General features: G+C 32.6%; 22 protein-coding genes. 9 read left to right on the forward strand and 13 right to left on the reverse strand.

Annotation, left to right across the window (positions count from 1 at the left end; translation table 11 throughout):
• Positions 1–6 precede the first annotated feature (6 nt).
• From murC to mraZ, 10 genes are all read right to left on the reverse strand, one after another.
• Positions 7–1,359 (reverse strand): UDP-N-acetylmuramate--L-alanine ligase, encoded by a 1,353-nt coding sequence (murC, locus tag ACKGJY_RS13985; RefSeq protein ID WP_413974518.1) that lies wholly within the window; start codon positions 1,357–1,359, stop codon positions 7–9.
• Positions 1,356–2,459, reverse strand: coding sequence for an undecaprenyldiphospho-muramoylpentapeptide beta-N-acetylglucosaminyltransferase (gene murG, locus ACKGJY_RS13990; RefSeq protein ID WP_413974519.1), 1,104 nt, complete (start codon positions 2,457–2,459; stop codon positions 1,356–1,358). The genes murC and murG overlap by 4 nt, the downstream gene beginning before the upstream one ends.
• The gene (locus tag ACKGJY_RS13995; RefSeq protein ID WP_413974520.1) at positions 2,460–3,647 is read right to left on the reverse strand and encodes an FtsW/RodA/SpoVE family cell cycle protein; all 1,188 of its coding nucleotides are present in this window, start codon (positions 3,645–3,647) and stop codon (positions 2,460–2,462) included. It lies immediately after the preceding gene.
• 104 nt (positions 3,648–3,751) lie between these two features.
• A complete protein-coding gene (gene murD / locus ACKGJY_RS14000; protein WP_413974554.1) occupies positions 3,752–5,071 on the reverse strand; it encodes a UDP-N-acetylmuramoyl-L-alanine--D-glutamate ligase in 1,320 nt (439 codons plus the stop codon).
• A 120-nt stretch (positions 5,072–5,191) separates the two neighbouring features.
• Positions 5,192–6,427, reverse strand: a complete 1,236-nt coding sequence (gene mraY / locus ACKGJY_RS14005) for a phospho-N-acetylmuramoyl-pentapeptide-transferase (RefSeq protein ID WP_413974521.1) — start codon at positions 6,425–6,427, stop codon at positions 5,192–5,194.
• Positions 6,428–7,891: a UDP-N-acetylmuramoyl-L-alanyl-D-glutamate--2,6-diaminopimelate ligase gene (locus tag ACKGJY_RS14010; RefSeq protein ID WP_413974522.1), complete on the reverse strand. Its 1,464-nt coding sequence runs from the start codon at positions 7,889–7,891 to the stop codon at positions 6,428–6,430.
• Positions 7,888–9,840 (reverse strand): penicillin-binding protein, encoded by a 1,953-nt coding sequence (locus ACKGJY_RS14015; protein WP_413974555.1) that lies wholly within the window; start codon positions 9,838–9,840, stop codon positions 7,888–7,890. The genes ACKGJY_RS14010 and ACKGJY_RS14015 overlap by 4 nt, the downstream gene beginning before the upstream one ends.
• Before the next feature lie 63 nt (positions 9,841–9,903).
• Entirely contained in the window at positions 9,904–10,221 is a 318-nt protein-coding gene (locus ACKGJY_RS14020; protein WP_413974523.1) for an FtsL-like putative cell division protein, read from the reverse strand.
• A gap of 149 nt (positions 10,222–10,370) precedes the next feature.
• The gene (rsmH, locus tag ACKGJY_RS14025) at positions 10,371–11,273 is read right to left on the reverse strand and encodes a 16S rRNA (cytosine(1402)-N(4))-methyltransferase RsmH (protein ID WP_413974524.1); all 903 of its coding nucleotides are present in this window, start codon (positions 11,271–11,273) and stop codon (positions 10,371–10,373) included.
• The gene (mraZ, locus tag ACKGJY_RS14030; protein ID WP_413974525.1) at positions 11,254–11,721 is read right to left on the reverse strand and encodes a division/cell wall cluster transcriptional repressor MraZ; all 468 of its coding nucleotides are present in this window, start codon (positions 11,719–11,721) and stop codon (positions 11,254–11,256) included. The genes rsmH and mraZ overlap by 20 nt, the downstream gene beginning before the upstream one ends.
• A 299-nt stretch (positions 11,722–12,020) precedes the next feature.
• Between mraZ and ACKGJY_RS14035 the strand changes: the two genes are divergently transcribed.
• The 4 genes from ACKGJY_RS14035 (at position 12,021) to ACKGJY_RS14050 (ending at position 14,940) form a co-directional block, all read left to right on the forward strand.
• Positions 12,021–12,785 (forward strand): alpha/beta fold hydrolase, encoded by a 765-nt coding sequence (locus ACKGJY_RS14035; RefSeq protein WP_413974526.1) that lies wholly within the window; start codon positions 12,021–12,023, stop codon positions 12,783–12,785.
• 32 nt (positions 12,786–12,817) lie between these two features.
• A complete protein-coding gene (gene yihA / locus ACKGJY_RS14040; protein WP_413974527.1) occupies positions 12,818–13,420 on the forward strand; it encodes a ribosome biogenesis GTP-binding protein YihA/YsxC in 603 nt (200 codons plus the stop codon).
• A gap of 91 nt (positions 13,421–13,511) precedes the next feature.
• Positions 13,512–14,513, forward strand: coding sequence for a 3-dehydro-L-gulonate 2-dehydrogenase (yiaK, locus tag ACKGJY_RS14045; RefSeq protein ID WP_413974528.1), 1,002 nt, complete (start codon positions 13,512–13,514; stop codon positions 14,511–14,513).
• Positions 14,514–14,523: 10 nt separating this feature from the next.
• Positions 14,524–14,940, forward strand: coding sequence for a DUF4174 domain-containing protein (locus ACKGJY_RS14050; RefSeq protein WP_413974529.1), 417 nt, complete (start codon positions 14,524–14,526; stop codon positions 14,938–14,940).
• Between the two features lie 6 nt (positions 14,941–14,946).
• Here ACKGJY_RS14050 and ACKGJY_RS14055 read toward each other — a convergent pair whose 3' ends face one another.
• Together ACKGJY_RS14055 and ACKGJY_RS14060 are read right to left on the reverse strand one after the other, a co-directional pair.
• On the reverse strand, positions 14,947–16,041 hold the full coding sequence (locus tag ACKGJY_RS14055) for an ABC transporter permease (protein WP_413974530.1): 1,095 nt from the start codon (positions 16,039–16,041) through the stop codon (positions 14,947–14,949).
• A gap of 7 nt (positions 16,042–16,048) precedes the next feature.
• Positions 16,049–18,184 (reverse strand): carboxy terminal-processing peptidase, encoded by a 2,136-nt coding sequence (locus ACKGJY_RS14060; RefSeq protein ID WP_413974556.1) that lies wholly within the window; start codon positions 18,182–18,184, stop codon positions 16,049–16,051.
• 173 nt (positions 18,185–18,357) lie between these two features.
• Here ACKGJY_RS14060 and surE point away from each other — a divergent pair, with 173 nt between their 5' ends.
• The 5 genes from surE to ACKGJY_RS14085 are packed head-to-tail and all read left to right on the forward strand — an operon-like array spanning position 18,358 to position 23,158.
• Complete coding sequence (gene surE, locus ACKGJY_RS14065) at positions 18,358–19,146, forward strand: 5'/3'-nucleotidase SurE (protein ID WP_413974531.1); 789 nt, start codon at positions 18,358–18,360, stop codon at positions 19,144–19,146.
• Positions 19,147–19,428, forward strand: a complete 282-nt coding sequence (locus tag ACKGJY_RS14070; protein WP_413974532.1) for a hypothetical protein — start codon at positions 19,147–19,149, stop codon at positions 19,426–19,428.
• A gap of 8 nt (positions 19,429–19,436) precedes the next feature.
• A complete protein-coding gene (gene lpxB / locus ACKGJY_RS14075) occupies positions 19,437–20,549 on the forward strand; it encodes a lipid-A-disaccharide synthase (RefSeq protein ID WP_413974533.1) in 1,113 nt (370 codons plus the stop codon).
• A gap of 6 nt (positions 20,550–20,555) precedes the next feature.
• Positions 20,556–21,095 carry a C40 family peptidase gene (locus ACKGJY_RS14080; protein ID WP_413974534.1) on the forward strand — a complete coding sequence of 180 codons (540 nt, stop codon included), beginning with the start codon at positions 20,556–20,558 and terminating at the stop codon, positions 21,093–21,095.
• A gap of 23 nt (positions 21,096–21,118) precedes the next feature.
• Positions 21,119–23,158, forward strand: coding sequence for a ComEC/Rec2 family competence protein (locus ACKGJY_RS14085; RefSeq protein ID WP_413974535.1), 2,040 nt, complete (start codon positions 21,119–21,121; stop codon positions 23,156–23,158).
• 4 nt (positions 23,159–23,162) lie between these two features.
• On the opposite strand, the gene ACKGJY_RS14090 is transcribed toward ACKGJY_RS14085, so the two are convergent.
• Entirely contained in the window at positions 23,163–23,714 is a 552-nt protein-coding gene (locus ACKGJY_RS14090) for a thioredoxin family protein (RefSeq protein ID WP_413974536.1), read from the reverse strand.
• Between the last annotated feature and the right edge of the window lie 3 nt (positions 23,715–23,717).

The raw sequence follows: 23,717 nt of genomic DNA on the forward strand, positions 1-23,717 counted from the left end.
TTCCAATTAACTCGCAACGCTTAATTTGTTTTTAATATGTTTTACCTCTTCCCCTATGTCTCCAGCACCAAGAGTTAAAATAACTTCTGCTGTACTTTTATATATTTCTGAAACAAGATCCCGTTTACCTACTAGTTTCTTGTTAGTGTTTTTTATTTTATTTAGCAACCAATTTGAGGTTACACCCTCAATAGGTAATTCTCTCGCTGGATATATATCTAGTAATAACACTTCATCAAATTTTGATAAACTTTCTGCAAAATCATTAATAAAATCTCTTGTTCTAGTATACAAATGGGGTTGAAAAATAGCCAGTACTCTTTTTTTAGGATACATCTCTCTTACAGCACCATGTACTGCATTAATTTCTTCTGGATGATGCGCATAATCATCAATAAAAACCAAACTATCTGTTTTAATTTGGTATGTAAATCTGCGCTTTACACCTTTATATGAAGCTAATGCACTTATTAATGTATTAGCAGTCACCCCATATTCAATAGCCATAGCCATTGCTATTAACGCATTAGATAAATTATGTCTTCCTGGGAGATTAAACTTCAAGTCTATTAAAATGGTATCTGGTGTTTTAATATCAAACACATAAGCACCATTTTCAATTTTAATATTTTGAACAGCATAATCTGCATCATCTTCAATGCCATAAGTTATTCCCTGTAAAGGCAATCCGTTTTTGACAAACAACTTACCATTAGGTTTTATTTTTTTTGAAAAATCTTCAAATGATTTTTTTAAGGCTGAAGCATCACCATATATATCCAAATGATCTGCATCCATTGAAGTGATACAAGCCAAATCTGGAGACAATGTTAAAAACGATCTATCAAACTCATCCGCTTCAACTACCGAAACATCATCACCATTTAAGATAAGATTAGAATTATAGTTTTCACTAATACCTCCTAAAAAAGCAGTTAACTTAACATTACTTTGATACAATAAATGTCCTAATATACTAGTTGTCGTTGTTTTACCGTGTGTACCTGCAACTGCTAAACAAAAGGTGTTTTCTGTAATTAAACCTAATATTTTTGAACGCTTCATAACGTTAAAACCATTAGATTTAAAATAGTTTAACTGTACTTGTGTTTTAGGTATTGCAGGTGTATACACTACCAATGTGGTGCTTTTATTTTTATATAGGTCGTCTACACCATCAACATTGTCTTTAAAATGAACAGATATCCCTAAATTCTCAAGAGTTTTGGTGATTTCAGAAGGTGTTTTATCGTAACCTGAAACGGCTTTACCTATAGATTTAAAATACCGTGCCAATGCACTCATACCGATACCACCTATACCAATAAAAAATACGTTATGTACACTATCTAAATTCATCTATTTAGTAATTTTTCTACTTCATCAACGATATCATTCGTTGCATTTATTAAAGCTAATTTTTTAATGTTTTTTCCTAATTGTAATTGCCTTACAGCATCAGATTTAAGTCTTGAAAACTTATTTTCGAAATCTGCATTTAGCTCATCTTCCTTTATCAACAATGCAGCATCGTGATTAACAATCGCCATAGCGTTTTTAGTTTGATGATCTTCTGCTACATTTGGCGACGGAATAAATATCACTGGTTTTCCAACTATACATAATTCTGAAACAGAACTTGCTCCTGCTCTTGAAATAATAATATCTGCTGCAGCATACGCTAAGTCCATTCTATTTAAAAATTTATGAACCTGAATACCTTTAGAATTACCATACAGTTTATATTGCTGATAATAGAACTTGCCACATTGCCAAATAACCTCTAGATTTTGAGTATCAAAAAAATCTAACTCTTTTTCGATTAATTCGTTAATACGTCTCGACCCTAAACTTCCACCCAAAACCAAAAGTGTTATTTTACTAGGTGTAAGATTGAAAAAGGTTTTACCTTCTTCGGTTTTTCCATCTACACTTAATAAATCTTGTCTTACAGGGTTGCCTGTGATCTTAATTTTATCCTTCGGAAAAAAACGCTCTAAACCTTCATAAGCCACACAAATTTTTTGTGCTTTTTTAGATAGTAATTTATTTGTAATCCCAGGATAAGAATTTTGTTCTTGTAATATTGCAGGCACGTTATTAGATACTGCCATTTGCAACAATGGCCCACTTGCAAAACCTCCTGTACCAATAGCTACATCTGGTTTAAACGACTTTACAATACGTTGCGCTTTCCAAAGACTACTTATTAGTTTAAATGGAAATATCAAATTCTTTGGCGTTAATTGCCTTTGAATACCAGAAATCCACAATCCTTTTATATTGTATCCAGCCTGTGGCACCTTTTCCATTTCCATTCTATCCTTAGCTCCTACAAACAAAAACTCAGATTCTGGATATCTACTTTTTAATTCGTTAGCAATAGCAATAGCTGGGTAAATATGACCACCTGTGCCACCTCCCGATAAAATAATTTTATAGTGCTTATTACTTAACATTTATAGTGCTTCTGAAAGTATTTCTAATGGGTTATCTTCGTTTATTTCTTGTTCCTTTATTTCTTCTCGTCTGGCGCTAACACTTAATATAATACCAATTGCAAGACAAGTCATCCAGATTGATGTACCCCCACTACTAATTAATGGTAAAGTTTGCCCCGTAACTGGAAACAACTCTACCGCCACCGCCATATTTATTAAAGCTTGAAAAATTATAGGCAAACCAACTCCTAGAACTAACAGTTTTCCGAAAATGGTATCAGATTTTTGAGCTACAATAATCACTCTAAAGAGTAACCATAAATACAATAGCATGATGAAAAATCCACCAATTAATCCATATTCTTCTATAATAATTGCAAAAATAAAATCGGAAGAGGATTGCGGCAAGAAGTTTTTTTGAATACTTTTTCCTGGACCAACACCCTTAATCTTACCTGATGCTATGGCTATTTTAGCCTTTTCTATCTGGTAATCTGCTTCAGTATCTTCTCCATTCCAGTAATTTTTTATTCTGTTCTCCCAAGTATTTACTTTTATTTTTAAAGGCCCGTTAGTCATTTTTGCTACCAAAACAAAAAACGTTAAGGCCACTAAACCCGAACCTAATATGATGGCTAAATACTTTATAGGATAACCGCCTAAAAACACCAACACTAAAACCATGGTAAATATAATTGCCGTGGTTGAAAAGTTAGAAGGTAAAATTAATGCTAGCACTAAAAACACAGGAAGCCATAACGGTAAAATAGACGACTTAAATGTTATTATCTTATCCTTCATTTTAGATAAATATCGAGCTACATATACCATTAAAACTACTGAAGCTAACGTAGATGTTTGAAAAGACATACCTCCAAATTTTATCCACCTACTCGCACTTGCACCTTCAACAGTAGTTCCTTGTAAAATGGTGATGGTGAGTAATACCAAAACAATAGGAATCATTACCAACGACAACCCTCTAAAATAACGATAAGGGATTTTATGCACACCATACATTATGGAAAATCCGAGTAATAAATGCACAAAATGTTTAATAAAAAAAGCAAAGGTATTACTACCACCACCTCTATAAGCCAAATTACTCGCAGCACTGTAAACTGGTAAAAATGATAAAATAGCTAATAGCGCTACAATAGCCCAAATTAAACGATCTCCTTTTATGTTTTTAAATATCTGTTGCATACCATCTGCCCTTGCAGGCACCTTCTCTAACGGAAGAATTTGTTCTTTTTAATTATATTATTAACTAACATTAGTTTCTGTATTTCAGGAAAATTAAGATAGAATTACAAATTTCTAACTGCATCTTTAAATTGACGTCCTCTATCCTCGTAGTTCTCAAACAAGTCAAAGCTTGCACATGCTGGCGATAACAATACGTTTTCTCCAGCTTCAGCTACTTTATATGCTATCTTTACAGCTTCACTCATAAATTGAGTTTCAATAATAACATCTACCATGTTACCAAAAGTATTCATGAGTTTTTCATTATCAACTCCTAAACAAATAATTGCTTTTACCTTTTCATTTACAAAAGGAAACAGCTCTCGATAATCGTTTCCCTTATCTACACCTCCAACAATCCAAACTGTAGGGGCATCCATACTTTCTAAAGCAAAATATGTAGCATTTACATTAGTTGCCTTAGAGTCATTAATGTATTGTACTTTATTAATTTTAAGCACTTGCTCCAGCCTATGCTCTACACCTTGGAAATTCTCCAAACTTTCACGTATGGTTTGTTTTCTAATTCTCAACAAATGCGCCACAGTAGATGCGGCCATGGCATTCTTGATGTTATGTTTTCCTTCGAGGGTTAAGTTGCGTGTTGGCATAATTAGTTTATCGTTTTCTATCGTTAGTATTATTTTATTATTTTCAAAATATGCTCCATTTTCAATCTTTTTTACAAGTGAAAAAGGCAATAATGTAGACTGAACTGGATGCTTCTTTAAATGATTTACAATAACCTCATCGTCAGCATCATAAATCAAATAATCATCAGATGTTTGATTCATTACAATTTTAAATTTCGCTTTCACGTAATCTTCAAATTGATAATTATACCTATCTAAATGATCTGGTGTTATATTGGTGATTACTGCTATTTTAGGCTTAAAATCAATCACATCATCTAACTGAAAACTGCTGATTTCTAAAACATAGTTTTCATAATTATATTCTAATAATTGTTGCGCAAAACTATCGCCAATATTACCTGCTAAACCCACATTTAAGTCATTTTTTAATAAATGATGTGTTAGTGTAGCCGTTGTGGTTTTCCCATTACTCCCTGTAATCCCAACTAGTGTTGCGTTACTAAATTTAGAAGCAAATTCAATTTCAGATACTATTGGAATTTCATGCGCCCTAATACCTTTAATTAAAGGCACCGTTTCTGGAATACCAGGACTTTTCATCACCAAGTCAGCATTTAGAATTTTATCCTCTGTATGCTGCTCATCTTCCCATTCAATCTCATTATGTATAAGAACTTTTTTGTATGATTCCTTTATTTTTCCTTTATCAGAAACAAAAACATCATAACCTTTTGCTTTCCCTAAAAGTGCTGTACCTACACCACTTTCTCCTCCTCCTAAAATCACTAAAAAACCACCTCCAACTCCTCCTTTGGAGGAAAGTTGCTCACTCGGTTGCTTTTCTTTTCTGCTCAATTACTTTTACTTTTTATTGAGATTCCCTTCTTCGAGGGAATAACAAACTTGTTACCTTATTTTCAACGTTACTATTGAAATGATAGCTAGTATAATACCAACAATCCAAAAACGTGTTACTATTTTACTCTCGTGATATCCTAATTTTTGATAATGATGATGTAATGGCGACATTTTAAAAATGCGTCGTCCTTCACCATATTTTTTCTTTGTATACTTAAACCAACTTACCTGCATTACTACTGATAAGTTTTCAGCTAAAAAAATACCACACAATAAAGGAATTAACCACTCTTTACGAACGGCAATAGCTATTACCGCTATAATACCACCAATGGTTAAGCTACCAGTATCGCCCATAAATACTTGTGCGGGATACGTATTATACCATAAAAAACCAATAAGCGCACCCACAAAAGCAGCGATGTAAATTGTGATTTCTTCTACCCTTGGTATGTACATGATATTAAGGTAATCTGAAAAAATAATATTACCAGACACCCATGCAAATATGCCTAAGGTTAATACTATAATAGCTGAAGTTCCTGCTGCCAAACCATCTATACCATCGGTTAAATTTGCACCGTTTGATACAGCTGTTATAATAAAAATGGCTGCTAGTATAAAAATTATCCATGCATATTTTTCTAGTTCAGGGCTTATCCAGGTAATTAAATCTGCATAATCAAACTCATTTTCTTTTACAAACGGAATAGTAGTTTTGGTTGATTTTTGTTCTGCTTTAAACTCTTTAACTTGAAACGTATTTTGAAACATAATTTGTTCCTGATTAGAAGTTTCAATCTCCTCTTTTATGGTTACTTCTGAATGAAAAAAGAACGTAGCGCCCACAATTACTCCTAACCCTATTTGACCAAGTACCTTAAAGCGCCCCTTTAAACCATCTTTATCATTTTTAAACTTCTTTATGTAATCATCTAAAAAACCAATAACTCCCATCCATAGCGTAGTGACGATTAGTACTATGATGTATATATTCTCAAGTTTTGCTAATAAGAACACAGGAATAAGTGTTGCCAAAATAATGATGATGCCACCCATAGTTGGCGTTCCAGCTTTTTCAGCTTGTCCTGCTAAACCTAAATCTCTAATGGTTTCACCCATTTGTTTTTTTTGAAGAAAGCGAATGATACGTTTTCCATAAATGGTAGAAATTAATAAAGACAGAATCATAGCTAAAGCCGCTCTAAAGGTTAAAAAACCAAAGAGTGTAGCTCCAGGAAACTGGAATTGTTTTTCTAAATATTCAAATAGATAGTATAACATTTACTTTTGCATCAGTATTAATAATTCTTGAACTATGCTATAATCATCAAAATCAAAACGCTTGCCTTTAATCTCTTGATAGGTCTCGTGTCCTTTGCCAGCAATCAAAATAATATCATTAGTTTCAGCTAATTGACACGCTGTTTTAATAGCTTGTTTTCTATCTACAATAGACAGTGTTTTTTTAAAATTTTGAGGTGCTACACCTTTCTCCATATCATCAATAATACGCTCAGGGATTTCACTTCTCGGGTTATCACTGGTAAAAATTACTTTGGTGCTTAACTCAGAGGCAATGTGTGCCATTTTTGGTCGCTTAGTTTTATCACGATCGCCACCACAACCCACAACGGTTATTAGCGATTCGTTTTTAGTACGAATACTATTTATTGTCTCAAGCACATTTTTTAACGCATCAGGTGTATGTGCATAATCTACAATTGCCGTAATTTTTTCATCAGACACCACATATTGAAACCTACCACTAACGCTTTGCAACTCGCTAATTAATCGTAGTATTTCAACTTTTTCTAGTCCTAATAATTCAGCTGTAGCATAAATTGCTAAAACATTATAGGCATTAAAATTTCCGATTAACCGAGTCCAAACCTCACTCCCATCAATAGATAGCAATAAACCGCTAAACTCATTCTCTAATATCTGCGCTTTATAATCCGCATAGCCTTTTAAAGCATAAGTGTATTGCTTCGCTGCTGTATTTTGCAACATTACCAATCCGCTTTTGTCGTCGGTATTAGATATTGCAAATGCCTGTTTATCTAAACCATCAAAAAACAACTTTTTTACATCACGATACTCAGCAAATGTTTTATGATAATCTAAATGATCGTGTGATAAATTAGTAAATACACCGCCTTTAAATTTTAAACCTTCTGTTCTACTTTGATGAATACCATGAGAGCTCACTTCCATAAAGCAAAATTCTACACCAACATCATTCATCATTTTTAAATATTTATTGATGGTTAAAGAGTCTGGTGTAGTATGTGTTGCCTTATACTCAACATCATCAATTAAAATTTTTACTGTAGATAACAAACCAACCTTATAACCCGCATTTTTAAATAGCTGATATAACAATGTAGTTACTGTCGTTTTTCCATTAGTACCTGTTACACCAACTAGCTGTAAATTTTCCGAAGGTGTATCGTAATAGTTTGATGCCATTATTGCTAATGCTTTATTTGAATTATCCACCTCGATATAAGTTACCTTTTCAATTAAATCATTAGGCAAAACCTCACATATTACAGCTTTAGCGCCTTGTTTTATAGCAATATCTATGTATTTATGACCATCTGTAACAGTTCCTACAACAGCAACAAAAACGTCGTTTTTTACAATGTTTCTAGAATCAAAGTCAATAGCATTCACTACTATATTGGTATTACCAACTACAGCATTAATATTAACCTTATACAATATGTCTTTTAAAATACTCACGAAATTTCTAAAACAATATTTTGATTCTTTTTTACTTTTTGTCCTTTTGCAACAGATTGTTTTTTCACTATACCTGCGCCTTTAAAATCTACCCTCAACCCCATATTTTCTAATAAGGCTACAGCGTCCATAGCTGGTAATCCTACTACATTTGGCATAATAGTTTTATAAGTTTGTGCAATATCATAATAGCCTTCAAACTGATGTTCTACTGCGGCATGCTTTACCTCTAAAGATTCCACTTCATCTATTAAAGGCGTATCAGTATATATTTTTTGGGCTATACTTTTAAAAACTGGCCCTGTAACATCAGCACCGTAATACCCAACTTCTGTACTTGGTTTATGGATTACCACAATACAAGAATACTTAGGGTTTTCAGTAGGGAAGTATCCCGCAAATGACGATACGTACTTTCTATCCTTTCGCCATTCCTCATAATTTTGATAATCTGTTCTTGCAGTTCCTGTTTTACCTGCCATCGAAAAGTTTTTAGAATACATTTTTTTACCCGTACCTCTAACCACTACATTTTTTAATATTTCTTGAATTTCGTTTAAGGTTTTTTCAGAACATATTTTTTTATCCATCACCTCTTTGTCAAAAACCTCAACATCTTTATCAAATTCTTTTACAGCTTTAATAAACCTTGGTTTTACCATTTGTCCATTATTAGCTATAGCATTATAAAACGTTAATGTGTGCAATGGCGTAACCTGCAAATTGTAACCATAAGCTATAGACGGCAGTGCATTTTTACTCCATATTTTATCACCAGGCTCAGGCACAATAGGCTTACCTTCTCCTATAATCGGGATATCTAACGTATCGTTCAATCCCCATCCTTTAATTCTATTAATAAACTTTTTAGGATCGTCTGCATAATGCATATCAATTATAGTAGCTAACCCAATATTAGAAGACACTTCTAATGCACGCGCAGCAGAAATTTTACCATGTCCACGAGAGTCACTTATCGTTCTACCATAAAAACGTTTTGTTCCCATTTTGGTATCTACTACCGTAGCCGTATCAATAACCTTATCTTCTAAAGCAGCCATAAGTGCCATAACCTTAAATGTAGATCCAGGCTCGTGAGATTCACCCACTGCATAATTTAACCGCTCGTAATACGTCCCTTTTTTAGTTCTACCAAGATTAGAAATAGCACGAATCTCTCCTGTTTCAACCTCCATTACAACAACACAACCGTGCTCCGCCTCATAAATTTCTAGTTGTTTTAATAAGGCATGATGTGCAATATCTTGAATATTTACATCTATAGTAGTATACACATCTAAACCATCCTTAGGCTCAATTTTATTAGTATCATTTATAGGTTTCCATTGGTTTTTACCTATTTGTTGTTTAGCATGTTTTCCGTTAGTACCTCGTAAATATTTTACCCCAAAAGCACCATCCAATCCAGGTCGCGTAATATGCCCTTGTTCATCAATTCGCTCGTAACCAATAGTACGTTGTGCAATGCCACCCATAGGGTGCTCACGCTTTGTTTTCTGCTCTACAATTAACCCACCTTTAAACGGACTCATCTTTAACATTGGAAAAGTGCGCATTCTCATGTATTCTGAGTATCCTAAGTTTCTCCCTAATAAAAAATACCTATTTTTATTAGCTCTAGCTTTACGTATTGTACGCTGGTATTGAGACGACGTTTTTTTACCTGGAAACTTTGCCAGAGAATCACAAAGCGGTTTTAAATTATCTTCAAAAATTGAAGTTTTAGGCGTTAACGCATCAAATCTAATATCATATTTAGGGATGGAAGTGGCTAGTAAATTTCCATTAACCGAATACACATTCCCTCTATTTGCAGGAATCACAAAATCTTTCACTATACGCTCACTAGCCTTAGCACGATATTCGTCACCTTGTACAAACTGAATGTTCCCTAGTTTCACCATAACGGCAACCCCAAAAACAAACATGCATCCTGCTACAAAATACAATCGGTTCAATATGTGTTTTTCACTAATAGCCAACGTCTATTATCAATTTTGTGTTTTTACTTTTATCTTTTTTGGCGGAATCACAGAAGGCGCCAGTCCTTTTTCTTTCATTTTTGCCACCACTGTAGACTCCATTTTTAACTTCATCAATCTAGATCGCCCATCTACAAATGCAGATCGCATTTCCTTTACTTCATTCTCCAACCTCGCAATCTCATGCACTTTTTCATCTGCACTATGCGAACTCGCAATCATAACAATAGCCAGAACCGAAATAAAGATGATAATACGCCAGTTTTTAAACGAATCATCACTTACTAAAAATGTTCCTTTTAATATGTTATAGATGTTTTTCTTCATCGCTATTTACAAATTCAACTTCTATTTTTGTTGTTATTTGGGCGTTACCACAAGGGTCGGGCTTTCACTACTCAATCCCTCCTACGTCGGGGATTTCAAACATGCCGTTCAATCCCTAACGCGGGTTTATCGGCCAAAACAATACTTCACTACAACTTTGTTGCTACTCTAAGTTTTGCACTGCGCGCCCTATTGTTTAACTTAATCTCATCTTGTGTTGGTACAATTAAACCATTCACTTTTTTTAAAGGCACTTCAAAATTTCCAAACACATCACGTTCTGGCTCTCCCTCAAACAAACCGTTTCTTATAAAACGCTTTACCAACCTATCTTCTAAAGAATGGTAGGATATAAAACTTAACCTTCCGTTTTGTTTTAAAATCTCTGGAGTTTGCAATAAAAACTCCTTTAAAGCCTCAATCTCTTGGTTCACCTCAATACGTATAGCCTGATATATTTGCGCCAAAATTTTATTCTCATGCCGCGGCGGCAAAAACTGTCGCAACACTTTTTTTAATTTATCACTAGTTATAATAGGCTCGTTCTTTCTTTCAGCTACAATAACTCTTGCCATAGCAGGTGCTGGTCTTAACTCTCCATATTGCAACAATACTTGCTTAAGCTGCTCTTCCTCATATTCGTTAACCACATGATATGCCGATAATTTATTTTCTTGATTCATTCGCATGTCCAACTTCGCTTCAAACCTTGTAGAAAATCCACGTTCTGCAACATCAAATTGATGAGACGATACACCAAAATCTGCCAACACACCATCAACCTCTTTTACACCATAAAACCTCAAAAATCGCTTTACGTATCTAAAGTTTTCATTTATCAAAGTAAACCGGTCATCATCCAAAGTATTTGCTAACGCATCTTTATCTTGATCAAAAGCTAAGAGCCTTCCATTTTCCCCCAGCCGGCTTAAAATCTCTTTACTATGCCCACCACCACCAAAAGTTACATCTACATAAACACCATCAGGCTTTATATTTAAACCATCAACTGTTTCTTCTAATAAAACTGGATTATGATACATCGTCGTCATTGTCTTGCCCCATTACTTCTTCAGCCAAATCAGCAAAATCAAGAGCAGCATCGTCAATAGATTGCTCATATAACGCCTTATCCCATATTTCGATAATGTTTATCGAAGGCGAGATTACAATGTCTTTTGAAATATTGGCGATTAATGTTAAATCTTTAGGTATTAACAATCTACCATTTCCATCCACCTCAATAATTCTTGCACCAGCACTAAATCTTCTAATGAAATCATTATTTTTTTTCTTAAATCTGTTAAGCTTATTCATTTTTTGCATTAACAATTGCCATTCTGCCATTGGATATAATTCCAAACATTTTTGAAATACAGAACGACGCAACACAAAGCCATCATCCAAAATAGGCAGCAACTGTTTCTTCATGCCAGCAGGTATCATCATACGCCCCTTAGCATCAACTTTACAATTGTATGTCCCTATTAATGAATGCACTATAACAGATTTAGTTTTTGGTGTTTAAGTTTCAAATATATCAAATTTTACCACCATTTACCACTTTATACCACTTTTGTTAATAATTTTTAAGATCTATGAGGTTTTAATCGGATTTAAACATGGTTTTTACAGAATAAAACTATGGTTTTCAATAGGTTAATTAGTGGTAAAACTAATCTCGAATCAATGTTAACAACACTTGTTTTAAGTGGCTTTATTTAGAAAAAATTAAAACTCTTGAAATATGAATGATTTAACTATATTTGTTTTTTGACGAAACGGATGAACTAATATTAATGGAGGATAGCTTAAAAAAAGAAAAAAACTACAGTTATATTGAAGTTGGAGAAGGCACACCAATTATAGTGTTACACGGTTTAATGGGAGGGCTAAGTAATTTTGATGCTGTAAAAGATTTTTTTAGAGAAAAAGGCTATAAAATTGTAATTCCTGAATTACCCATCTATTCCATGTCGCTTCTTAAAACTAATGTAAAAACTTTTGCTAAGTATCTTCATGAATTTATAGAATTTAAAGGCTTTAAAGAAGTTATACTACTTGGAAATTCCCTTGGTGGTCATATAGGATTATATCATACTAAATTATACCCTAAAAAAATAAAAGGACTTATTATTACAGGCAGTTCAGGCCTTTATGAAAGTGCTATGGGTAGTGGCTACACCAAACGTAGCGATTATGAAGTGATTAAAAAGAAGGCGCAAGACGTTTTTTATGATCCTGAAGTAGCTACAAAAGACATTGTAGATGAAGTTTATGCTACAGTAAACGACCGCAACAAACTGGTTAAAACTTTAGCTATTGCCAAAAGTGCTATTAGACATAATATGGCAAAAGACTTACCTAACATGGATACACCAACATGTATTATTTGGGGTAAAAATGATAATGTTACACCACCAGAAGTTGCTGAAGAATTTCATGAATTGTTACCAAATTCAGATTTATACTGGATTGACAAATGTGGGCACGCTGCCATGATGGAAAAACCTAACGAATTCAATACAATACTGAATTCTTGGTTAACTAAGCGTGAACTGTAAAAATTCAAAAAAACTTAATTTCAACTACCAAAATGATTATTAAATCTGCTGAATTTGTAGTTAGTAATTCTGATGTAGAAAAATGCCCTAAAAGCAGCTTACCAGAGTATGCCTTTATTGGTAGAAGTAACGTTGGAAAATCTTCTCTGATAAATATGCTAGCCAAAAGAAAAAGTTTAGCTAAAACTTCAGGAAGGCCAGGAAAAACACAATTGATTAATCATTTTTTAATTAATAAAAACTGGCATTTGGTAGACTTACCTGGTTATGGTTATGCTCGTGTTTCTAAGAGTGCAAAAAAAACATTTCAAAAGTTTATTACACAATATTTTAGTCATCGTGAGCAATTAGTTACTGCTTTTGTTTTAGTCGATATACGCCACAAACCACAACCAATTGATTTAGATTTTATGAAATGGCTTGGAGAAAACGGAATACCGTTTTCTATAATTTTCACCAAAGCAGACAAGTTAAAACCTAAAGCTATAGAACATCATATTGATGATTATAAAGCTGTAATGCTAGAATTTTGGGAAGACATGCCAAATTATTTTATTACCTCTTCAACAAAAAATATGGGTAGCGATATGTTGCTTACTTACATAGATGGTTTGAACAAAAACTTAAAACTGTAATAAAAATCAAATCAATACGCTAAAGTTTAGCGCAAAACTCATAATCATTTATTATATTCATTTTTACTAAATTTCATTACAATTTACAACTATGATGAAGATTAAGAAAAGTGATATGGAGCAAACACTCTATAACTTATTTTTAAAAAAGGGGTTTTTAAAAGATATATCTAAAACTTTAGCTAATGTTTTTACTGAAAACACCTTATGCGGCGTAAACTCTCATGGTATTAATAGAGTATCTCTTTTTTTAGACTATGCTGAAAAAAACTTGATTACTAAAAATAACAAACCAAAAAAAGTAGAAACTTTTGGTAATATTGAACGTTGGGACGGTAACAATGGCCCAGGTATAACTAATGCGATTACATGTACAAATAGAGCTGTAGAAATTGCAAAAACTAGTGGCATTGGTATTGTTGCTTTAAGAAACACAAACCACTGGATGCGTGGTGGATATTATGGATGGCAAGCTGCCGATGCAAATTGTATTTCAATTTTATTTACCAATACAAAACCTAATATGCCTGCATGGGGTGGTAAAGAGCTGAGACTAGGCAATAACCCTTTTATAGTTTCTATACCTCGGAAAAATGGACATGTTGTTTTAGATATGGCGGTATCTCAATTTTCGTTTGGTAAAATAGAGCAATACAAATTAAAAGGAGAGCAATTACCTATTGATGGTGGATGGGATAATAATAACAATTTAACTAAAAACCCAGAGGATATTTTAGCTAGTGAACGCGCACTGCCCTTAGGTTACTGGAAAGGGTCTGCATTATCCTTAGTTTTAGATATGCTTGCAACTGTTTTAGCATCAGGTAAATCTACATACAAATTAGGATTAGAACCTTATGAAACTGGTGTGTCTCAAGTTTATATTTGCATAGATAAGGATACTATTGGCAATACCGAATTACAGGAGCGACTACTTAATGAAATTATTGATTACACGCACGATGTTACTCCTGTATCAAAAGGCACAAAAACCTATTATCCGGGAGAGCGAGTTTTAAAGGTGAGAACTAAAAATTTAAAAGAAGGCATTCCTGTAAATACAGAAATTTGGAATCATATTCTAAACCTATAAATTTATAAAAATGCGGTGTATTATAGTTTTAATATTTATATCTACAAATTTAATTTACACGCAAGATATTGCATCTCTTAAATGGAAACATAGAATTCTTATTATTGAGACAAATACGCTTACTAACCCTGTTTATGTAGAGCAAATAGAACACTTAGCATTACATGCTGCTGATTTAAAGGACAGAAAGCTTATTATTTATCAATTTAATCAAGACAAATACAGACTAGGAATCAACTCAAAAACAACTTGGAAACCAACTACTACTAAAATAAAAAAAACTCATTTAGAGTACGAAATAACCTTGATAGGTTTAGATGGTTCAGTAAAATTAAAACAAAATAGTTTTCTTAAAACTGATACTCTTTTTTCAATTATTGATGCTATGCCTATGAGACAGCTAGAGATTATTCAAAATAAAAAATAAAACCCCTTAACTCTTTACATCAAGAGCATCACGTAATGCGTTACCAATTAACATAAACGCCATAACCAAACTCATTATACAAAACCCTGGAATTATTGCTAAGTAAGGCTTACCTAGAATTATATAGTTATAATGATCTTTTATCATAGCACCCCAACTTGCCATTGGCGGTTGTGCTCCTATACCTAAAAAACTTAATCCGCTTTCTATTAAAATAGCTGCAGCAAAATTTGCAGCAGAAATTACAATAACTGGTGCCATAATGTTTGGAAGAATATGCTTAGTAATAATTCTAAAATCATTGTATCCTAATGCTCTTGCGGCTGTAACATATTGCATTTCTTTGGTGCTAATTATTTGCCCTCTTACCACTCGAGCTACCTCAACCCACATGGTTAACCCTACAGCAATAAATACTTGCCAAAACCCTTTGCCTAAGGCTAAAGTAATGGCAATAACCAACAGCAATGTGGGAATAGACCATGTAACGTTTATTATCCACATAATTAGTGCATCAACTTTTCCACCAAAATAACCCGCTAAACTGCCCATTAATATCCCAATAACTAATGAAATAAAAACAGCAACAAAACCTATAAAAAATGAAATTCTGGCTCCAACTAGCACCCGACTTAATAAATCTCTCCCATACTTATCGGTTCCAAACACAAAGGTTTTTTCTTGTATAAAATCCTTAACTTGAGTACTAGAAAACTTAGACAAGTTCAAAGATTTCTCCACACCCTTTAACCCATCAGTAGCATACTCGGTATAATTTAAATAATTATTTTTAATAGTATAATCAGAAATTGGTACTTCGGTATCCGTATTTTTAATTCCAAAAAACAACTTATCCAAAACCGTTTGTTCATTTTTAACTAGTGATGGAATGGTAAGCATTTTGATTTTAAATCCGGGAGATTGAGAATGAATAGACAAGTGCATTTGATTTGCATACTGAGAATTATCGGGTGCAAAAACGTAAGCAAAAATGGATACCAAACCCACTAATACGATAAAATAGAAACTGAAAACGCCCCAAAAGTTCTTTTTAAACTTTTGGAGCGCCAATTGTTTTAGTGAGTTTGGTGTTTTACTCATAAAAACCTTAATCTTTTACTTTAGCTACTTTTTTAATACTGTATGCAGTTTTTAAATCTTCTAGTACGTTTACAGCTTCTTCAACATAAACATCTTTACTTAGGCTTTTATACCATCTCTCACGTTTTTCTTGGAGATTTGTAGTATCACTAGCAAATAATTGTTTTTCAAAATCTGTTGGTAAAAAGGTTAAGTTAGTTTTATAATTTGAAATCCCGTCAAAACGTTTAGCCTCTTCATCATTCAATTCAATTTGCTGTTTATAAGCTTTATAATTTAAAGAGAACTCAGTTTCATCAATTTGATTTTTTACCCATCTGGCATTTTCTTCAATGAGTTTGAGTTGATTATTATTACTCATACGCGCTTTACTCTTACTTATTGCATTGTCGTAATCAAAATAGTTATCCCAAGTTTTATACTCTGCAGGATCAATTTCATCATATGGTAATGGATTTTCTTTTTCCTTCTCACCAACTTCTATAAAACTGAAACGCCCAGGCACTTGTACATCACTTTTAACTCCTTCTAACTGTACCGATCCTCCATTAATTCTGTAATATTTTTGCGTGGTAAATGCCAACGCACCTAAATCGCCATCCGCATTGTTTCTTACCATATTATTTAAAGGATATACGTTTTGAACCGTACCTTTCCCGTAAGTCTGTTTACTTCCTATCACAATAGCGCGTTTATAATCTTGCATTGCTGCTGCCATAATCTCGGAAGCAGATGCAGATAATTCATTTACTAAAATTACCAACGGGCCATCCCATGCTATAGATTTATCTTTATCTCTAAGCACCTCTTTTGGTGCTCCGGTAGAGCGCACCTGCACAACTGGTCCTTCTTTAATAAATAGTCCAGCCATATCAACAACTGCTGGTAAGGAACCACCACCGTTATTTCTTAAATCTAAGATTAAGCCTTCCATTCCTTCTGCTTTTAGGCGTTCTATTTCTTTTCGAACATCTATGGCAGCATTCAAATTATTATAATCATTAAAGTCTACATAAAATCTCGGTAAATTAATGATACCATATTTTTTATTGTCTTTTTCAACTACAGAGGCTTTTGCATAAGTTTCACCTAATTCAACAACATCTCTTACTATGGTTATGTCTTCTATAGTGCCATCTACTTTTTTAATAGTTAAGGTTACTTTTGTGCCTTTAGGCCCTTTTATGTACTTAACTGCATCGCTTATACGCATCCCAACAATATCAATACCTACATCTTCATCTTCTTGCTTAACTTTTAAAATAATATCTTCAACCTCTAACAGTTGACTTCTCCAAGCAGGCCCACCAGAAATTAACTCTACAATTTTTATGTAGTCCATACTCTTTGTTAAACGCGCTCCAATACCTTCTAATTTACCAGACATTTGCGTATCAAAACCTTCTTTATCTCTTGGTGCTAGATAATATGTATGTGGATCAAACTCTTCAACAATCGCATTCACATACATTGCAAACCAATCTTCACGAGTTAAATCGTCAAGGTTATCATAAAAGTAAATATTAATAGATCGTAACGCTGCTTCTCTAGCCTCCTTTTCAATTTCAGCCTCAGTCTTAACTACATAGTTAACATCTTTTTCTTTAGCTTGCTTTTCTTGCTGTAAAACATCATCATAGTTTGATAATGTGGAGAATTTAAGTTGTTTTCTCCAACGCTCCTTCATCTCCTTTTTGTTATTCACAAAATCAATATTATCATAGTCTGTATCAAAAACCTCTTCTAAAGAATAATCAAAAGGTTTAGACAACACCTCTTTGTATATTTCTTTTGTTTCTTCAATACGCTCTAACATACGCTCGTGCACTACATTAAAAAACGTTATATCAAATGCCTTTAACTGGTCGTCAATTTCATTTTTATATTTCTCAAACTCCTTATAATCCGATTTGTAAAAATAGCGCTTTCCTGGATCTACTCGTTCTATATAGTCATTAAATAATTCTTCTGAAAAACTATCATTCATTTTAATAGGATCGTAATGCCAATTTTGTAATACGTAAGTAATAACCTGTATTAGCAATTTATCTTTATCAGTATCTTCAAATGTTTTTGAGGTAAAACTACATGAGGCAAAAGCCAACAATAGTACTAATAGTAAAACCTTATAATTCTTTTTCATCATATCTTTCATATCTTGAATAAAAGCCTTTTAATTCATTTATCGATTCACTAAATTACTGAAAAAACCGTGCCAATGAACGGACATGTCTATAATTTTTTGTTAAAGCAAACAAAACAAGACTTTACATAAGAAATTATGTATTTTAGCAATGCTTAAAACTAAGCTTATTCATGTTAAAAAAACCTTTAATTTTAGTTACAAATGACGATGGCATTACCGCTCCAGGTATTCGAAGTCTTGTTGAAGTTATGCTTTCTATTGGCGATGTAGTAGTAGTAGCACCTGATAGCCCACAAAGCGGAAAAGGTCATGCTATTACATTAGATGCGACGTTATATGCAGAACAAATCGAAGTACCAAATAACACGCATTTAGAATATACATGCTCTGGCACACCAGCAGATTGTGTTAAATTGGCAGTTCGCGAAATTTTAGGAAGACGACCTGATATTTGTGTTTCTGGTATAAATCACGGCTCAAATGCTTCAATTAATGTTATCTACTCTGGCACCATGAGTGCTGCGATTGAAGCTGGTATTGAAGGCATTCCTGCAATTGGTTTTTCATTATTAAATTATGCGTGGCATGCTAAATTTGATGCTTGTAAAACATTTGTAAAAACTATTACAGAATATGTATTACAACATGGTTTAAAACAAGGTGTGGTATTGAATGTAAATATTCCTGATATTCCTGAAACGGCAATTAAAGGCATAAAAATATGTAGACAAGCACGTGCTAATTGGGTTGAAGAATTTGACAAACGTAAAACACCACAAGGACGAGATTATTATTGGCTTACTGGAAAGTTTGTAAATTTAGATAATAAAGAAGATACTGATGAATGGGCATTAGAGAATAATTACGTTTCCATAGTGCCAACACAGTTTGACCTTACTGCACATGATGTTATACAAGACTTGAATACTTGGGATTTTAATGATAATGAAAGTACATAAATGAAAAAAGAACTAGGAATTGGAATTTTAGTTGGCCTAATAGCAAATGCTATTGGCTTATTTATAACAGCACAACTATTGGGGGATGGTGATGATTTTACAACAGTAATTAAAGCAGCTTATACTGAAGGTTTTTTAGGTAAACTTATTAGTTTGGGTGCTGTTTTAAATCTAATAGCCTTTTTTATTTTTATAAAGAAAAAACAAGATTACCGCGCTAGAGGTGTATTATTAATTACCGTATTTATAGCCGTATTTACATTTATTATAAAATTATTTTAACTACATAAATGAAATATTACATTCTTGCTGGAGAAGCCTCTGGAGACCTACACGGTTCTAATTTAATAAAAGCACTTTTGCAGGTTGATGCCAATGCTGATATTAGATGTTGGGGTGGTGATTTAATGCAGGAAGCTGGTGGCAATTTGGTAAAACACTATAAAGAACGTGCTTTTATGGGTTTTACCGAAGTATTAATGAACCTTCGTAAAATATTTAAACTTATATCATTTTGTAAAAATGATATTACCCGTTTTAACCCTGATGTCGTTATTTTTATTGATAATTCTGGGTTTAATTTACGCATAGCGAAATGGGCAAAAGCACAAAGTTTTAAAACCAATTACTATATTTCCCCACAAGTTTGGGCGTCTAGAGCTAGTAGAGTAAAGGCTATAAAACGCGATATTGATAGTATGTTTGTAATATTACCTTTTGTAAAACCGTTTTACAAAAGATATGATTATGATGTAGCATTTGTTGGTCATCCACTTATTGATGCTATTGCAAGTAGAACTCAGGTTAACCCAAAAAAGTTTAGAGACAACCACAATCTTAATAGCAAGCCTATAATTGCTTTATTACCAGGAAGCAGAAAACAAGAAATAACTAAAATGCTTTCGATAATGCTAAGTTTGATAAACGATTTTCCAGACTATCAATTTGTAATTGCTGGTGCGCCTAGTCAAGAGTTTGAGTTTTACCAATCGTTTATAAAACATAACAACGTAAGTTTTATTTCAAACAAAACCTACGATTTACTTAGTGTAGCCCACGCTGCTTTAGTTACTTCTGGCACAGCTACTCTAGAAACTGCTTTATTTAAAGTTCCACAAGTAGTATGTTACAAAGGAAGCGCCATTTCATACCACATTGCAAAACGCATAATAACACTAAAATATATTTCGTTAGTGAATTTAATTATGGACAAAGAAGTAGTAACAGAATTAATTCAAAATGATTTTAACAAAAAACGACTTAAAATAGAATTAGAGCGTATTCTAAATAAAGATGAACGCGAAAATATGTTTAATACCTATTATGAGTTAGAGCAAAAACTTGGTGGTAAAGGTGCTAGTGAGAAAACGGCAACTTTAATATACACAGACTTGAACTCTTAATTTTCTATGAAAAAGTATATTTTGATACTATTTTTAATAATTGCTGTTAGTAATTGTAAATCTTCAAAACGACAAAAAGTAGTTACAAAAAAACAGAAGGTAGAACAACGAGACACCCCAAAACTCTTTAAAACTAAAGATAGTAAAGAGAAAAACACATCAACCTCTTCTAAAGTTATTACCTATTCTAAACAATTTTTAGGCACACGATATAAATGGGGCGGTACTACAAAGAGAGGTATGGATTGCTCTGGGTTAATATTTGAATCTTTTAAAGCGCAACAAATTTATCTTCCCAGGATATCTCGAGACATGGCTAAAAAAGGAAAAAAAATAAAGCTTAAAGAAACTTTAAAAGGTGATTTATTATTTTTTAAAACAGGAAATAGTAAAAGAAACGCCATTAATCATGTGGGGCTTGTGGTAGAAATAAAAAACAATGCTATTTATTTTATTCATGCAACATCATCAAAAGGCGTGATAATTTCATCATTAAACAATAATTACTGGAAATCCGCTTTTAGCGAAGTGCGTCGGGTGTTATAGTTAATTTAGTAAATTAGGCCTTGATGAAACTGCTTAATTTTACAATAATAAAACTTACTATATGCCTTATTCTTGGTATCGTATTAGGTTATTTTATTGATGTATCGTTACCAATTACCATAACTGTTTCTTCGTTTTTCGTATTACTACTTTTTATCACACTTGTTTTAGGGAAAAAGCAATTCTCAAAAAATATCTGGTTTGGCTTGATTTCATTTTTTGGTATGATTTCTATAGGCGTTCTTACAGTTAATCTTCATAATCAAAAGAATTTTTCTAATCATTACGCTTCATATCTTTCTGAAGATTTAAATGAATTCCACAACATTACATTTAGAGTACGAGAGGTTTTAAAACCTGGTAATTATTATGATAAATACATTATTGATGTTTTTAAAATTGGTGATAAACAAGCATCTGGAAAATCACTTATAAATATTGAAAAGGACAGTGTTCTAAACAGCCTAAATGTTGATGATGTTTATATGGTTAGAACCGATTTTAAAAACTTAATTCATCCTTTAAACCCTGGACAATTTGACTATAAAAATTATCTAAAAAAGAAGTACGTTTACCATCAATTATTTGTTCAGCCTAATTTACTTTTAAAACAAAACACTACAAAAACTACACTTTTTGGGCTAGCAAATAGTATTAGAGCACATATTAATACTAAACTAAAACCTTATAATTATAAACCCGACGAATTAGCAATAATAAATGCACTTTTATTAGGGCAACGCCAAGACATTAGCGAAGACGTTTATAGCAGTTATACCAATGCAGGAGCCATACATATACTTGCCGTTTCTGGATTACATGTTGGTATTATTTTACTCATACTAAGTTTCATATTAAAACCTTTAGAAGGTTTTAAACATGGCAAACTAGTAAAAACTATTCTATTAGTACTGCTCCTGTGGAGTTTTGCTATCATTGCAGGCTTATCGGCTTCTGTTACTAGAGCTGTTACAATGTTTAGTGTAGTAGCTATTGGCATGAATTTAAACCGACCGACAAATATTTATAACACCCTAGCCATTTCAATTTTAATTATTCTTTTAATTAAACCCTTATTTATTTTTGATGTTGGTTTTCAACTCAGTTATTTGGCTGTTTTTTCTATTGTAACTATAGATCCGTTATTATATAAATTATGGCAACCCAAAAATTGGCTTTTAGATAAATATTGGCATACACTAACTATAACAATTGCTGCTCAATTTGGTATCATCCCCATAAGTCTTTACTATTTTCATCAGTTCCCAGGACTTTTCTTCCTTTCAAATTTGGTTATTATTCCTCTTTTAGGTCTCGTTCTCGGTTTAGGCATTATTGTTATTACCCTTGCCATTTTAAATCTACTTCCACATATTCTAGCTTCAACATTTGGCTATATTATTGGTGTTATGAATAAGTTTGTAGCATGGGTATCACAACAAGAAGCTTTTTTATTTCAAGATATTCCTTTTAATATATTATATGTAGTAGCTTTTTATATATTAATTATTAGTGTATTTAAGTGGATATTTAGAAAAAACTATACTAATTTAATATATGTTTTAGTTGCAATCTGTTTTATGCAATCTGTTTACATTTATACTGAATATAGTTCACCTGAAAAACAATTTATTGTATTCCATAAAAGTAGATTTTCTTTAATTGGACATGTTAATAGTAGTAAAATTAAATATGCCAATAATTTTGATAGTACCACCAGCGCAACCAATAACATTATTAGGGATTATACTATAAAAAAACACGTGAAAAGTGAATTACAAAACAGTATAGCACCTGTATATGTTTTAAATGATAAAAATGTTTTAATAGTTGATAGCTTAGGTGTTTATAATATTAAAACTTTTAACCCAGACTATGTTGTGTTAAGACAATCTCCAAAACTTAATTTGAATAGGTTAATTGACTCTTTACAACCTAGACAAATTATTGCAGATGGCAGCAATTATAAGTCCTATATTGAGCGGTGGGCGCTTATTTGTAAAGAAAGAAAGCTCCCTTTTCACCAAACGAGTAAAAAGGGAGCTTATATTATTAATTATTGATATTTTAATCTTTAAATTCTGCCTTAAAAGTTTTGTAATATGCATTAAAATCTTCTTGGGTTTTTATATCCTTGTGTTTATTATTTTTAAACATTTTAAGATATAACTCTAACTTGGTTGGTATTAGATATCCAGCAATAGGAGCAATTACATCTGCATTTTCATCAAAAAACACAATGGTAGGGTACGCTTTAATCTGTAAGTATCTGGCAAGTTGATGAGGGCTATTTCTTTTATTTGCCTTAGAGGCATTATAACTGGGATTTGAATATGATTTATCCTTGTAGTCAACAACATCATTCCCTTCACCATTAAACTTTACAGCATAATAGTTTTCGTTAACATATTCTGCTACATCAGGATTACGAAACGTATTTTTATCTAACATTTTACATGGGCCACACCATACGGTATACACATCCATCATAATTTTTTTTGGTGTTTTCTTTTGAAGCTTAATTGCCTCTTCTAATGACACCCAATTTATTTCTTGAGCATTAGCACTTGAGAAACAAACAACAAGTGTAAATACTAATATTTGAATAAAATTTTTCATTTG

Source organism: Hyunsoonleella sp. 2307UL5-6 (assembly GCF_047345485.1).
In the GTDB taxonomy this organism is placed as follows: Bacteria; Bacteroidota; Bacteroidia; order Flavobacteriales; family Flavobacteriaceae; genus Jejuia.

Bases quoted from the DNA above. Each gene is read 5' to 3' on its own strand.
- yiaK (WP_413974528.1), top strand. From the start codon at position 13,512: ATGATGAAGATTAAGAAAAGTGATATGGAGCAAACACTCTATAACTTA.
- ACKGJY_RS14070 (WP_413974532.1), top strand. From the start codon at position 19,147: ATGAAAAAAGAACTAGGAATTGGAATTTTAGTTGGCCTAATAGCAAAT.
- murC (WP_413974518.1), bottom strand. From the start codon at position 1,359: ATGAATTTAGATAGTGTACATAACGTATTTTTTATTGGTATAGGTGGT.
- ACKGJY_RS14085 (WP_413974535.1), top strand. From the start codon at position 21,119: ATGAAACTGCTTAATTTTACAATAATAAAACTTACTATATGCCTTATT.
- yihA (WP_413974527.1), top strand. From the start codon at position 12,818: ATGATTATTAAATCTGCTGAATTTGTAGTTAGTAATTCTGATGTAGAA.
- ACKGJY_RS14060 (WP_413974556.1), bottom strand. From the start codon at position 18,184: ATGAAAAAGAATTATAAGGTTTTACTATTAGTACTATTGTTGGCTTTT.
- ACKGJY_RS14090 (WP_413974536.1), bottom strand. From the start codon at position 23,714: ATGAAAAATTTTATTCAAATATTAGTATTTACACTTGTTGTTTGTTTC.
- murG (WP_413974519.1), bottom strand. From the start codon at position 2,459: ATGTTAAGTAATAAGCACTATAAAATTATTTTATCGGGAGGTGGCACA.
- mraY (WP_413974521.1), bottom strand. From the start codon at position 6,427: ATGTTATACTATCTATTTGAATATTTAGAAAAACAATTCCAGTTTCCT.
- ACKGJY_RS14055 (WP_413974530.1), bottom strand. From the start codon at position 16,041: ATGAGTAAAACACCAAACTCACTAAAACAATTGGCGCTCCAAAAGTTT.
- rsmH (WP_413974524.1), bottom strand. From the start codon at position 11,273: ATGACGACGATGTATCATAATCCAGTTTTATTAGAAGAAACAGTTGAT.
- ACKGJY_RS14050 (WP_413974529.1), top strand. From the start codon at position 14,524: ATGCGGTGTATTATAGTTTTAATATTTATATCTACAAATTTAATTTAC.
- ACKGJY_RS13995 (WP_413974520.1), bottom strand. From the start codon at position 3,647: ATGCAACAGATATTTAAAAACATAAAAGGAGATCGTTTAATTTGGGCT.
- lpxB (WP_413974533.1), top strand. From the start codon at position 19,437: ATGAAATATTACATTCTTGCTGGAGAAGCCTCTGGAGACCTACACGGT.
- ACKGJY_RS14035 (WP_413974526.1), top strand. From the start codon at position 12,021: ATGGAGGATAGCTTAAAAAAAGAAAAAAACTACAGTTATATTGAAGTT.
- ACKGJY_RS14015 (WP_413974555.1), bottom strand. From the start codon at position 9,840: ATGTTTGTTTTTGGGGTTGCCGTTATGGTGAAACTAGGGAACATTCAG.
- surE (WP_413974531.1), top strand. From the start codon at position 18,358: ATGTTAAAAAAACCTTTAATTTTAGTTACAAATGACGATGGCATTACC.
- ACKGJY_RS14020 (WP_413974523.1), bottom strand. From the start codon at position 10,221: ATGAAGAAAAACATCTATAACATATTAAAAGGAACATTTTTAGTAAGT.
- ACKGJY_RS14080 (WP_413974534.1), top strand. From the start codon at position 20,556: ATGAAAAAGTATATTTTGATACTATTTTTAATAATTGCTGTTAGTAAT.